Annotated in this window: 12 protein-coding genes; 10 read left to right on the forward strand and 2 right to left on the reverse strand. The window is 72.7% G+C overall.

The features are described 5' to 3' along the window. The first annotated feature begins 54 nt into the window (after positions 1 to 54). The 8 genes from D1350_RS04935 (at position 55) to D1350_RS04970 (ending at position 8,551) form a co-directional block, all read left to right on the forward strand. Positions 55 to 792, forward strand: coding sequence for a glycosyltransferase family 2 protein (locus D1350_RS04935; RefSeq protein ID WP_125774446.1), 738 nt, complete (start codon positions 55 to 57; stop codon positions 790 to 792). Beyond that, positions 789 to 1,253 (forward strand): DUF2304 domain-containing protein, encoded by a 465-nt coding sequence (locus D1350_RS04940; RefSeq protein WP_125774448.1) that lies wholly within the window; start codon positions 789 to 791, stop codon positions 1,251 to 1,253. Before D1350_RS04935 ends, D1350_RS04940 begins: the two co-directional genes overlap by 4 nt. Continuing rightward, positions 1,243 to 2,520 carry a lipopolysaccharide biosynthesis protein gene (locus D1350_RS04945; RefSeq protein WP_125774450.1) on the forward strand — a complete coding sequence of 426 codons (1,278 nt, stop codon included), beginning with the start codon at positions 1,243 to 1,245 and terminating at the stop codon, positions 2,518 to 2,520. Before D1350_RS04940 ends, D1350_RS04945 begins: the two co-directional genes overlap by 11 nt. Beyond that, positions 2,517 to 3,557, forward strand: a complete 1,041-nt coding sequence (locus D1350_RS04950; RefSeq protein ID WP_125774452.1) for a glycosyltransferase family 2 protein — start codon at positions 2,517 to 2,519, stop codon at positions 3,555 to 3,557. Before D1350_RS04945 ends, D1350_RS04950 begins: the two co-directional genes overlap by 4 nt. Continuing rightward, positions 3,554 to 5,089, forward strand: a complete 1,536-nt coding sequence (locus D1350_RS04955; RefSeq protein WP_125774454.1) for a DUF2142 domain-containing protein — start codon at positions 3,554 to 3,556, stop codon at positions 5,087 to 5,089. Before D1350_RS04950 ends, D1350_RS04955 begins: the two co-directional genes overlap by 4 nt. A gap of 57 nt (positions 5,090 to 5,146) precedes the next feature. Continuing rightward, entirely contained in the window at positions 5,147 to 6,367 is a 1,221-nt protein-coding gene (gene manA / locus D1350_RS04960) for a mannose-6-phosphate isomerase, class I (protein WP_125774456.1), read from the forward strand. Between the two features lie 151 nt (positions 6,368 to 6,518). Then, positions 6,519 to 7,247 (forward strand): peptidoglycan recognition protein family protein, encoded by a 729-nt coding sequence (locus D1350_RS04965; protein WP_125774458.1) that lies wholly within the window; start codon positions 6,519 to 6,521, stop codon positions 7,245 to 7,247. Beyond that, complete coding sequence (locus tag D1350_RS04970) at positions 7,244 to 8,551, forward strand: hypothetical protein (protein ID WP_125774460.1); 1,308 nt, start codon at positions 7,244 to 7,246, stop codon at positions 8,549 to 8,551. Before D1350_RS04965 ends, D1350_RS04970 begins: the two co-directional genes overlap by 4 nt. A gap of 45 nt (positions 8,552 to 8,596) precedes the next feature. On the opposite strand, the gene D1350_RS04975 is transcribed toward D1350_RS04970, so the two are convergent. Continuing rightward, positions 8,597 to 9,763, reverse strand: a complete 1,167-nt coding sequence (locus D1350_RS04975; protein ID WP_125774830.1) for a nucleotide sugar dehydrogenase — start codon at positions 9,761 to 9,763, stop codon at positions 8,597 to 8,599. 119 nt (positions 9,764 to 9,882) lie between these two features. Beyond that, a complete protein-coding gene (locus tag D1350_RS04980; RefSeq protein ID WP_125774462.1) occupies positions 9,883 to 10,236 on the reverse strand; it encodes a DUF3499 domain-containing protein in 354 nt (117 codons plus the stop codon). Positions 10,237 to 10,348: 112 nt separating this feature from the next. Between D1350_RS04980 and D1350_RS24820 the strand changes: the two genes are divergently transcribed. Further along, positions 10,349 to 10,918, forward strand: a complete 570-nt coding sequence (locus tag D1350_RS24820; protein ID WP_338068137.1) for a metallopeptidase family protein — start codon at positions 10,349 to 10,351, stop codon at positions 10,916 to 10,918. A 47-nt stretch (positions 10,919 to 10,965) separates the two neighbouring features. Then, positions 10,966 to 12,384 (forward strand): acyltransferase family protein, encoded by a 1,419-nt coding sequence (locus tag D1350_RS04990; RefSeq protein WP_125774464.1) that lies wholly within the window; start codon positions 10,966 to 10,968, stop codon positions 12,382 to 12,384. The last annotated feature ends 4 nt before the right edge of the window (positions 12,385 to 12,388 follow it).

Genomic DNA, 12,388 nt, shown 5'->3' on the forward strand with positions numbered 1-12,388 from the left:
AGCGGCGCAGGTGGTGACGTCCGGCCCTGCTCCCGACCGGTATCATCACCATTCGTGACGTATCTCTCGGGCGCACGCGTACTCGTCGTCGTGCCGGCCTGGAACGAAGAAGAGGCCCTTCCGGCAGTGCTCGACGAGCTCACGATCCAGCTTCCCTGGGCCGACGTCCTGGTCGTCAACGACGGGTCGACCGACCGGACGGTCGAGGTCGCCCACAAGGGGACCGCCATGGTTCTCGACCTGCCCGTGAACCTCGGTGTCGGCGGCGCCATGCGGGCGGGCTACAAGTTCGCGCGCGCGAAGGGCTACGACGTCGCGATCCAGCTGGACGCCGACGGCCAGCACGACCCGAGCGAGGTCCCCAAGCTCCTCGCGACGATGCAGGAGCACGACGCGGACGTCGTCATCGGCGCGCGGTTCGCCGGAGCGGGCAGCTACGAGGTCCGCGGGCCGCGACGCTGGGCCATGACGTTCCTCTCCTGGAGCCTCTCGAAGGTGACCGGTACGCCACTCACGGACACCACCTCGGGGTTCAAGGCGTCGAACCGGCGCGCGATCGAGCTCTTCGCCCGCGACTACCCGTCGGAGTACCTCGGCGACACGATCGAGTCTCTGGTCGTGGGCTCCCGGACCGGACTGCGGATCCGCCAGGTCGGCGTGGCGATGCGGCCCCGTGCCGGCGGCACCCCCTCGCACAACCCGGTGAAGGCCGGGCTGTTCCTCGGGCGGGCCGTGCTCGCGCTGCTCATCGCCCTCTCCCGTCCCGTCGCACCCCAGGTGGAAGCACGATGACCGGTTACCTGATCGCTCTCGCGACCTGCATCGCGTTCGTCGCCTCCCTCGTGCTGATGCTCCGCAACCGCCGCCTCAAGGAGAAGTACGCGGCGACATGGATCATCCTCGCCGTCGGGATCTGCATCGTCGGGGCCCTCCCCGTCGTCGTGGAGTGGCTGGCCGACCTCGTCGGCGTGGAGACCCCCAGCAACCTGCTCTTCGCGGTCGCGCTCGTCGTGCTCCTGGGCGTCTGCATCCAGCTGAGCACCGAGGTGACGGCGCTCGAGGAGGAGACGCGCACCCTCGTCGAGGAGGTCGCCCTGCTCCGCCACGACGTCGAGCAGCTCGCCACGGCGGCGCCGCGCGCGCCGCAGGGCGAGGCCGCGCTCACCGCCACCGAGGTCGCGGTCGCGATCGCGACCACCGCGGTCGCGATCGCAGCCACCGAGGCCGCGGTCGCCGCCACAGATGTCAACTGACCAGCCTCGTTCCGTCCGCGGCTCGGCGACGGTCTGGGTCGCGGTCGGGCTGGCCGTGTACGGCCTGTCGAACTTCGTGTTCCTCGCCGTCGCCGGACGCGGCCTGGGCCCCGCCGGCTCCGCCCCCGTCGCCGTGGCCTGGACCGTGCTCAACGCCATCGGCATCGGCCTCTTCCAGCCGCTCGAGCAGGAGGTCGGCCGCCGGCTGGCCGCGGACCGCGCCCGGAACGCGGGCACGAGCCTCCTGGGCGCCCTGCGGTTCAGTGCGGCGATGCTCGGGGCGCTGGCCCTGCTGGGTCTGCTGCTCCATGCGCCGATCGCCGACGCCTTCTTCGCCCGCACCCGCGAGATGGTGCTCGTCGTCGTCCTCGGCCTGCTGGGGCAGGCGCTCGCGTACTACGCCCGCGGGATCCTCGCGGGGTCGGACAGCTTCGCCCGCTACGGCGCACAGCTCGCCGCCGACGGCGCCCTCCGCATCGTCCTGGTGCTCGCACTCTTCTGGTCGGGGTCCACGAGCCGCCTCGCCTACGGGCTGGTGCTCGTGGTGGCGCCGGTCGCCGCGACGCTCCTGACCGTCGCCGTCCGCCGGATGTGGACCGTCGCCGTCGCGCACCGCGCCGGGGGGCTGTCGGGGCCCTTCGCGCCCCTGGTCGCCGCCTCGATCTCCGCGCAGGCGCTCGCCAACATGGGTCCGGTCGCCGTGGCGGCCCTCGTGGCGCCCGACCAGCAGGCTCTGAGCGGCACCTTCGTCGCCGCCGTGACGGTGGCCAGGATCCCGCTCTTCGTCTTCGCCGCGCTCCAGGCGGTCATCCTCCCCGCCCTGGCGGCGGTCGTCGCCGAGCGGCGCGTCGCCGAGTTCGTCAGCACGGTGCGGCGCGCCACGCTGGCGACCGTTGCGCTGGCGGTGCTCGGCGTCGGCGGCGTCGCCCTGCTGGGGCAGTGGATCATGCACCTCGTCTACGGCGAGGAGTTCACGGTCCCGCAGCTGACGATGGTGCTCATCGCCGTGTCCGGCGGCCTGTTCATGATCGCCCAGGTGCTCGCGCAGGCTCTGCTCGCCCACCACGCCGAGCGCGTCGTCGCGCTCGGCTGGACCCTCGGGTTCACCGTCTCTCTCGTCACCCTGCTCGTCCCCGCGAGCCCGGACGTCCGCGTCGCCCTCGCGCTCTGCACCGGAGCGCTGGCCGCCGGGATCGCCCACGCCGCGGGTCTCCGGCTCGTGATGGCCCGCTGGGCCCGCCCCCTCGCAGAAGAGATCACTCGATGACCGCACCGGACGTGACCGTCGTCCTGCTCGCCTACGGCCCGGAACCGTACCTGCACGACGCCGTGTCCGCGGTGCTCGCCTCCGCCGGGACGGACGTGGAGCTGGTCGTCGTGGACAACGGCTGCACCACCGACGCCGTGCACACCCTGGCGAGCGACCCCCGGCTGCGGATCCTCACCCCCGGGACGAACCTCGGCTTCACCGGAGGCGTCAACCTCGGCGCCACCGAGGCACGCGGTCGCCTGCTCGCCCTCGTGAACAGCGACGCGATCGTCGAGCCCACCACGCTCGCCACGCTGGTGCGGCACCTCGACAGCAACCCGGACGTCGCGATCGCGGGCGCGACCGTGGTGCTGGGCGACGACCCCGAGACCGTGAACTCCGCCGGGAACCCGCTCCACGTGCTCGGCCTGAGCTGGGCAGGCTGGATGGGCACCCCGGCGTCGGCGGTGCCGCCGGTCCGCGACGTCGCGTCGGCGAGCGGCGCGTGCCTCGTGCTCTCGCTGGCGGAGTGGCGGGCCCTCGGCGGCTTCCCCGAAGAGTACTTCGCCTACATGGAGGACATGGAGCTGAGCTGGCGGTGCTGGCAGCGCGGGCGGCGCGTGCAGGTGCTGGGTGCCGCGCGGGTGACTCACCACTACGAGTTCTCGCGCAGCCCGCTCAAGATGTACCTCGTCGAGCGCAACCGCTGGCTGCTCCTCCTGACCTGCCACGAGCGGCGCACCCTCGCCCTGCTCGCGCTGCCGCTCGTCGCCTTCGAGCTCGCGATCGCCCTCGTGGCCCTGCTCCAGGGCTGGGGCCGCCAGAAGGCCGCCGGCTGGGCCTGGATCCTGAGGAACCACCGCTGGGTGCGCGCGCGCCGGGCGCTGGTCCAGTCCTGCCGCACCCGGTCCGACGCCGAGCTCGCCGAGCTCCTGACGGACCGCTTCGACCCTGCTCAGACCCCCCTGCCCCCCGCAGCGCGCCCGCTGGAGGGCATCCTGCGCACCTACTGGCGACTCGCGAGCCGCCTTCTCGCCCCGAGGACGACCCGATGACCAGCTCGAACCTGAATCTCGTGACCGGGCCCCGCTGGTTCAGCGCCCTGACGATCGGGCGCTCCACGCCGCGCGGCGCCTTCTGGCTCTCCTTCGTCGCCTTCCTCCTCGTGGCGTCAGCCTGGGCACTGAGCAACCCCCTCATGGCGTCGGTGGACGAGCCGGCCCACGTCATCAAGGCGGCCGCGACCGTGCGGGCGGCGCCGGACACGGCGGGCACGGCTGACGAGACGGGCATCGGGACGGTCGTCCTGCCGAACCTCTACGCGCAGCTCGCCCTGTACCCGAACTGCTTCGCCTTCCACTCCGAGCAGCCGGCGTCGTGCCAGCAGGACCTCTCCGGCGACCTGGACGCTCCGACGCCCACCACGACCTCCGCGTACAACTACAACCCGATGTACTACGCCGTCGTCGGGCTGCCCAGCCTCCTGCCCGTGGACGGCGAGTGGATCGTGTACGCGATGCGCCTGGTCAACGCGCTCGTCTCGGCGCTCGTCCTGGCGCTGGCGGTCCGTACCGTCGCGGAGCTCCCCCGGCGCCGCTGGCTGGGGCTCGGCCTCCTGCTCGCGGTCACGCCGACGTTCGTCAACCTGCTCGGCTCGGTGAACCCCCAGTCCATCGAGGCCGTCGGGTCGGTCCTGCTGTGGACGTCGCTCCTGGCCCTCCTGTGGAACCCCGACCGTGACCTCACCGGCCGGCGCCTGGTCCGCCTGGTCCTCGCCACCGCGCTGGTGTCCAACGCACGCGGGCTGGGACCGTTCTTCGTCGCGCTGATCGTGGTCATCGCGCTGATGACGGTGCCGTGGGCCTCCGTGCGGAACCTCTTCGCCGACCGGCGGGCCTGGTGGGGTCTGACCGGCGGCGTGGTAGTGACCGCGCTCGCGACCGCCTGGATCGTGGGAGGCGACGCCCTGCCGGAAGGTCCGGGGACGGGGGTGGGTCGCCGCGACGCCCTCGTCGCCTCGGTGCGCGCGACCTCCGACTGGGCGAAGCAGATCGTCGCGGCCCTCGGCTGGCTCGACGTGAGCGTGCCCGACCTCCTGTACTTCACGGCGGCGGCCGCGATCGGGCTGCCGCTGGTGTTCGCGGTGAGCATCGGGACGTGGCGCGACCGGATCACCCTGCTGGCCCTGGTGGGCCTCGTCTTCGCCGTCCCCGTCGCGATCCAGACCCTGCAGTACCCGTCCATCGGCTACTTCTGGCAGGGCCGGTACGTCTTCCCCCTCTCCATCGGCGCGCTCGTCCTCGTCGGGTTCGTCCTCGACCACCGGGACGACTTCCTCCCGGACCCGGTGCGTTCGCGCGTCGTCGCGATCCTGGCTCACCTCGTGGGCCTGATCAACGTCGTCGCCTTCGCCTTCAACCTGCACCGCTACGTCAACGGCGTGGACGGCGGCTGGTTCAGCCTGGACGCCCGGTCCTGGGTACCGCTCGCGCACCCCCTGGTGCTGCTCGGGGTGTACGCGGCGGTGTGGTTCGTCGCGGTCACGGTGGTACTGCGGGCCACGCCGACGCAGCGCCTCGTCCGATGACAGAGCTCGCGGCGAATCGTCACGGTTCCGACACGGACGACCGGTAGCATTCCCGAGATGCAAGCACTCGTTGCTCCGATGCCCCTGGTGAGCACCGTCCAGCGGTACGACTGGGGCGACCTGGAGGCTATCCCGCGGCTGCTGGGGCATGATCCGGACGGAGCGCCCTACGCGGAGCTGTGGCTCGGTGCTCATCCGAGCGCACCGTCCGTCGTCACGGTGGACGACGGCGGGGTCCCGCTCGACGTCCTGGTGCGATCGGCTCCCGCCGAAGCGGTGGGAGCACGCGTCAGCGACCTGTTCGGCCCGCGGCTGCCCTACCTGCTCAAGGTGCTCGCGGCGCGCAAGGCGCTCTCGCTGCAGGTGCACCCCAAGCCGCACGCGGCGCGGGCGGGGTTCAACCGCGAGAACCGGGCAGGCCTGCCCCAGGGTTCGCCGCAGCGGTCCTTCCACGACAACCAGCACAAGCCCGAGATGGTGGTGGCGCTCTCGCAGTTCGAGGGCCTCGCCGGCTTCCGGTCCCCGCGGACGATCCTCTCGCTGCTCGACGGGCTGGACGGCGCGCTCGTCGGCGAGGTGCGGGACGTGCTGCGCGCCGACCGCACCTCGGGGGGGATCCGGTCCGCCTTCACACGCCTTCTGACCGCCCGGGCCGAGAGCGCGTACGCCACGGACATCAAGCTGACCGTCGAGTCGGTCCGGGAACGTGTGACGGCGGGCTCACCCTACGACCGCGCCGACCGCACGGTGCTGGATCTCGCTCTCCAGCACCCGGCCGACCCAGCCGTGATCATCTCGCTCATGCTCAACCGCGTGACCCTGGAGCCGGGCGAGGCCACTTTCATCCCGTCCGGGGTGGTGCACGCGTACCTGTCCGGGCTCGCGGTCGAGGTCATGGCGAGCTCCGACAACGTCCTTCGTGCCGGTCTCACCACCAAGCTGGTCGACGAGCGGGCACTGCTGGAGTGCGCCACGTTCGAGCCCGGGCCGCCCATCACGCCCACGATCACCACCGCGGGAACCCGAGGGCAGGTGCAGACGTACCGTGCCCCGGTGAGCGAGTTCGCCCTCACGCTCGCCGACGTCGACGCTTCCGGGCCCGTGAGCCTCGCCGCTGACGGCCCGCGGATCATGCTCGTCCTGGACGGTCAGGTCACGCTCCACTGGTCCGGCGGCGAGCAGACCGTCGGGTGCGGCGCGTCCGTCTTCGTCCCTCATGCGGCTGGAGACGTGAAGGTCTCCGGGGCGGGCCACGTCGTCTCCGCGTGGGTGCCCTGAGCCGCCCGTCCACGTCGTGCCCGGGGCAAGCGAAACGCCGACAAAGATGCCGCTCTGATCGTTGATCCTGTGCTCAGGTTGGTCAAGGATCAGGCACACCCCCGAGACGATCCCTGAGGACCGCGTGGCCATCTACCCACAAGCGCGAGTGATGCTCATCGCCCAGGCGAACCAGGGCGAGGCGATTCTGCGCAATCGTGTCAACTTCCACACAGCAGTGACCGACGCGTCGTCGCTCTACCCGTACTTCTCCCAGCCGGACCGGCCGTGCTCCCACTTCTACGTCGCCGAGAACGGCGTGGTCGAGCAGTACATCGACACCCGCTGGCGCTCCTCGGCCGACTACGAGGGGAACGACGCCACCATCTCCATCGAGACGTGGGACGGATACGGCCGGGTCTGGACGTCCGGTTCGCCACCGCCGTGGAACGCCGCGCAGGTGAGGTCCCTGAAGGCGCTCACGCTCTGGATCCTGCGGACCCACAGATCGATCCCGCCTCGGCTCGCCCGGGACTCCATACCCGGCCCTTCCTCGTTCGGCCTCTCCTGGCACCGCCTCGGCATCGACCCGTGGCGCCACCCGCAGGGGATGCACTACTCGACCGCCTACGGGAAGATCTGCCCCGGCGACGCCCGTGTCGCCCAGGTACCCGGGATCCTCGCCCACGTCAAGACGGACACCACTCTCACGGAGGACAACCAGATGCTCATCATCCGCCGGGCCTCGGACGGCGCAACGTTCATCGTCATCGGTGGGCGGGGCGCCGGGGTCAAGAACACAGCGGACCTCTCCGCCTACCGGGCAGCGGGCGTCCAGACCGTCAACCTGTCGGACCCCGGATACTCGGAGGCCCAGGCGCGCTACCTCACCACAGCGTGACCCGCGACCGAGCGGTCAGCCGCCGCCTGTTCCTCGGCGCAGTCGGCGCGGGCGTCGCGGCGTTCCCCCTGGCGCACGGCCGCAGCGCACAGGCATCGCCCGCGGAGGACCGGTCGTCGGTGGAGCGCGCCCTCAGGTTCCTCGACGTGGCGTCCGCCGAGGGCCGGGGCAAGCCGGCCGGACCGCCGCTGGCACGCTCGTACGCGGACCCGATGGGGCTGGGTGGAGCGGCGTTCACCGGCGACAGCGCAGCCGCGGTGTGGGCCTATCTCGCGGCCGCCGCGCTGGTCCCGTCGGCGGTCGAGCAGGCGCGACAGCTCGGCGACGCGCTCCTGGCCGCGCTGGAGCCCGCCGGGGACGGGGCGCTGGTGCGCCAGGCGTACGGCGAGCCGCTCGAGAAGGACGGGCTCGGCCTCGCGGACGCGCGGCTCACCGACGTGGCCCGTGCCGGGCTCGCCCTGGCGCAGCTGGGCCTCCGGACGGGTCACCGTCCCTACGCCGAGGGTGCGGCCGCGCTGGCACGCTGGATCGCGGGCACGCTCGCCGCGCAAGGCGGCTTCGGCTGGGGCGTCAGGGCCGACGGCGGCCGGATCCCCGGCTCGTCGACCGGGCAGAACGCGGAGGCGGCGATGCTGTTCGACCTCCTCGCCGCCACGGACAGCGGCCAGGACTGGTCGGCGCCGCGCTCTCGCGCGCGGGAGATGGTGGGTGCGGCGCGCCGGCCGGGCGACCGCCTCGCGGCGGGCGTCGCCGACGGGACCACCTCGCCGGACGCGGTACTGCCCCTCGGGGCCGCGGGCGCCGTCTACCTGGCCGGCGGGCCTCAGTTCGCGGGTCAGGCCAGGAACGCGCTCGGCGTGCAGGGCGGTCCCCGCACGGCGGGTCGCGGGGAGCGGCTCTCCGCGACCGACCCGGCCGCCGCGGCAGCAGTCTTCGAGGGCCCCGACCTGGCGGGCTACGCCTCGTTCCCGGGGATCCCCGTCTACCGGCCGGGCGTCTGGACCGAGAGCACGTGCCGGCTCGCCGCCGCGCTGCTCAGGCACGGGTCTCCCACCGACGTGAGCCGTGCGCGCGCGATGCTCGACGTCGTCCGCTCGGCCCAGCGCGAGGCCGGGGGCGGCCAGACCATGGCCGGGACCGTCCTGCCCGAGAAGGCGGGCGTCGTCGCGGCGTGGAGCGCCCAGGACGACGGCGCCGAGGTCCAGCCGTTCGAGGTGCAGCACGTGGGGGCGACGGCGTGGTTCGTGCTCGCACAGCTCCGCGCGAGCCCGTTCACCCCGGACGGCCTGGTCGTCGCCGCCTGAGGGGGATGCGGGCGGCGCCAGGTTCCCTGTGCCGCCCGCGCCCTGCTAGTCCCGGCCGTAGATGTCGCGGGTGTAGACCTTGTCCGCGACGTCCTCCAGGACGTCGGTGCGACGGTTGGCGACGATCACGTCCGCGCGGGCCTTGAACTCGTCGAGGTCACGGACCACCTCGGAGTTGAAGAACCGGTCGTCGGCCAAGGCAGGCTCGTAGACGATCACCTCGACGCCCTTGGCCTTGATCCGCTTCATGATCCCCTGGATCGAGGACGCCCGGAAGTTGTCGGACCCCGACTTCATGATGAGCCGGTACACGCCGACCGTCCGCGGCGCCCGCCGCAGGATGTCGGACGCCACGAAGTCCTTGCGCGTGGTGTTCGCCTCCACCACCGCGTTGATCAGGTTCTGGGGCACGTCCTGGTAGTTCGCGAGGAGCTGCTTGGTGTCCTTCGGCAGGCAGTACCCGCCGTAGCCGAACGACGGGTTGTTGTAGTGCGAGCCGATGCGCGGGTCCAGCCCCACGCCCTCGATGATCTGCGCGGAGTCCAGCCCGCGGGTGGCCGCGTAGGTGTCGAGCTCGTTGAAGTAGGCCACCCGGAGTGCGAGGTACGTGTTGGCGAACAGCTTGATCGCCTCCGCCTCGGTGGCGTCCGTCAGGAGCACCGGCGTGTCCTTGTCCAGGGCGCCCTCGAGGAGCAGGTCGGCGAACCGCTTGCCGGCCTCCGACCGGTCCCCCACCACGATCCGCGACGGGTGCAGGTTGTCGTACAGCGCGCGCCCCTCGCGGAGGAACTCCGGGGAGAAGAGGATCGAGGCGCCAGGGTTCTCGGCGCGGACACGCTCGGTGAACCCGACGGGGACCGTGGACTTGACCACCATCGTCGCGCCCGGGTTCACCGCCAGCACCGAGGCGATGACCGCCTCGACGCTCCGCGTGTCGAACGAGTTGGTGCGCTCGTCGTAGTCCGTGGGCGTCGCCACGACCACGAACGCCGCGCCCGTGTAGGCATCCTCCGGGTCGAGCGTGGCACGCAGGCGCAGCCGGCCGCTCGCCAGGAACTCCTCGAGCTCCTGGTCGGCGACCGTCGACCGGCCGCTGTTGACCAGGTCCACCTTCACAGGGTCGATGTCCAGCGCCACGACCTCGTTGTGCTGTGCGAGCAGCACCGCGTTGGACAGCCCGACGTAGCCGGTTCCCGCGACGGCGATCTTCACAAGACTCCCTGGTGTGCTGGGCATCCTGGGATGGGCGGACGGCAGACCGCCGGCCGTCAGGACGCATCGTCGTGCGACCATGCTACAGGCGCGGTGCCACGGCTCAGGGAGCCACGGGCCTAGTCGTCCTCGCCTCGCAGCACCCTGAGGTGACCGCGCCGGGCGGTCTCCGTGACCGACGGCGGCTCGGGCGCCGGCCGTACCCGGCCCGCCTCCCGCACCGCGTCGGCGAGCGCGGACAGGTCGTCCGGCGTGGGACCGGCGTCCAGGAACGCCGGCGTGAGCCGTACGACCTCCCAGCCCCGCGGCGCGGTGAGGCGTTCCGCATGGTCTGCGCACAGGTCGTAGCTGTGCGGCTCGGCCAGGTGCGCGAGCGGGCCCAGCACCGCCGTCGAGTCCGCGTACACATACGTGAGTGTCGCCACGGCAGCACGCGTGCATGCCGTGCGCGAACACTGCCTCACCGATCTCACGCGCTGAGAGTACGCCCTGACCGGGAGCGATGCGGCAAACACGCCGGATCCACCCGCGCGTGTCCCGCGGCACGCCGTTCCCGGGCGCGGAGCACGGGCATAGAGTCGTGGCGTGGCACTCTTCGGCTCCCCCCGCGGCGGGCACCCGCGTCCCGGCGGCCGTCGCCGGGGACGCCCGTCCCCGGGCGACGTCCAGTCCCGCCCCGGCGCTCCTGCTCAGGACGGCCCGGCGGCGGCCTCACCAGCCGACGTGACGCTCCCCGCGCCGGTCTCGCCGCGGCGCCGCGACCGCCGCGGTCGTGGCCTGCGAGGTCCCCTGCTCCCGCCGGGCACGCCCGCGCACCGCACCCGGGCACAGCGCTTCGACGACCTGGTGCTCGACGTCGTGGACGACCTCGACCGGATCTGGGGCCCGCAGCTCAAGGGCACGGAGTTCGGCGTCGAGGACGTCCCGCCGTCCGACCCCGCGCCGTGGGAGGACGGCGGCGTGCCGCTCGGCCGGTGCTTCCCGCCGGAGGCCGGCCGCCCGGCACGCATCGTGGTCTACCGGCGGCCCGTCGAGGTGCGTGCGGTGGACCAGGAGGACCTGGGCGACCTGGTGCGCGAGGTGGTCGTCGAGCAGGTGGCCCACCTCCTCGCGCGGACGCCCGAGGAGATCGACCCCCGGTACGAGGGGCGCTGACCGCAGTCCGGCCCGGCCGGTCGTGATGCCCCTGGTACCGTCTCCGCGTGACAGATCCGGCCCCCGCGGCGCAGCCCTCGCGTCTTGCCTCTCTCGACGGTCTGCGTGGCGTGGCGGCGCTCGTGGTGCTCGTGTACCACCTGAGCCTGGTGCTGCCGGCTGTCGCCGCCGCCTACACGGGCCTCGGCACGCCGCCCGCCCCGGGCACCGCCCAGTGGTACGCCGTCTACAGCCCGCTGCACTGGCTCTTCGCCGGGCAGGAGGCCGTGGTCGTCTTCTTCGTCCTGAGCGGCCTCGTGGTGGCGCTGCCCGCGATGCGCCGGGTCGACCACGACTGGCTCGCCTACTACGTGGCGCGGGTGCTCCGGCTCGGGGTGCCGTTCACGGGCGCGGTCCTGTTCGCCGTCCTGCTCGTGGTGCTGGTGCCCCAGGTCCACCGGCACCCGAGCGCGTGGGTGGACATACACCGCTTCCCCCAGCTCGACTGGCGGCAGGTCGTCCCCGCCCTCGACATGGTGTCCGGCACGTACCTCCTGGACAACGCCCTGTGGTCGATCCGCTGGGAGTTCCTGTTCTCGCTCCTGCTGCCCCTGTTCGTCGTCGCCGGGGTCGCCCTCCGGCGGTGGTGGCCCCTCGTCGGGGTCGCGTCCGTCCTGGTGACGTACGCGGCGGTGCAGTCCGGCAGCCAGACCTACCTCTACCTCACCCCGTTCCTCGTGGGGACGGTGCTCGCGGCGAACCTGCCCCGGCTCCAGGCCGCCGCCGAGCGGATCAACCGCACCCGCGCCCGCCATCTCGTCTGGCCGCTCGCGACGCTGGCGGGGATGACCCTGCTGAGCCTGCCGTGGCTCGCCGGAGGACTGGGCCTCGTCTGGCCCGGCGGGCTCCCCGCGTCCTTCGGGCCGGTGGGGGCCGCCCTCCTGATCATCAGCGCCATCGGCGGACCGGGGCTCCGGCGGCTGCTCTCCACGCGCCCGTGCCAGCTCGCGGGCCGCTACTCCTTCAGCCTGTACCTGATCCACGTTCCGGTGATCATGACGGTGGTGGCGATGTGGCCCACCCGGTCATTCCCCTTCATCGCCCTGGTCGCCGGTCCGGCGGCACTCGTGATCGCCGTCGTCTTCCACCACCTGGTCGAGAGGCCGAGCCACACCTTGGCGCAGGACGCCGCGCGCCGGGCACCCGGAGCGCTGCGGGCGTGGGTCGAGCGGACGGCTCAGCCCACCGCCTCCACGCGTCGGACGACCACCGCCGACGCCTCCGGCGCCACGGGAGCGGGCGCCAGCACGGAGACGAGGGTGCCGGCCTTCTCGGTGGTGTCGTCGGCGGCGAGCAGCACCGCCCAGACCGTGGCAGGCCCGTCGGGGGTGCCCGACGGCTCCACCCGCACGCCGACCGTTCCCTCGCCCAGCTCCCCGGCGGGGAGCGTGACCGTGGTCCCGGCGGTCAGCTCGAGCGACGCCTGACCCG

The organism is Antribacter gilvus (assembly GCF_003946865.1).
In the GTDB taxonomy this organism is placed as follows: Bacteria; Actinomycetota; Actinomycetes; order Actinomycetales; family Cellulomonadaceae; genus Antribacter; species Antribacter gilvus.

Coding starts and splice junctions, on each gene's coding strand:
- manA (WP_125774456.1), top strand. CDS start 5,147: ATGCAAGCACTCGTTGCTCCGATGCCCCTGGTGAGCACCGTCCAGCGG.
- D1350_RS04945 (WP_125774450.1), top strand. CDS start 1,243: ATGTCAACTGACCAGCCTCGTTCCGTCCGCGGCTCGGCGACGGTCTGG.
- D1350_RS04965 (WP_125774458.1), top strand. CDS start 6,519: ATGCTCATCGCCCAGGCGAACCAGGGCGAGGCGATTCTGCGCAATCGT.
- D1350_RS04950 (WP_125774452.1), top strand. CDS start 2,517: ATGACCGCACCGGACGTGACCGTCGTCCTGCTCGCCTACGGCCCGGAA.
- D1350_RS04940 (WP_125774448.1), top strand. CDS start 789: ATGACCGGTTACCTGATCGCTCTCGCGACCTGCATCGCGTTCGTCGCC.
- D1350_RS04955 (WP_125774454.1), top strand. CDS start 3,554: ATGACCAGCTCGAACCTGAATCTCGTGACCGGGCCCCGCTGGTTCAGC.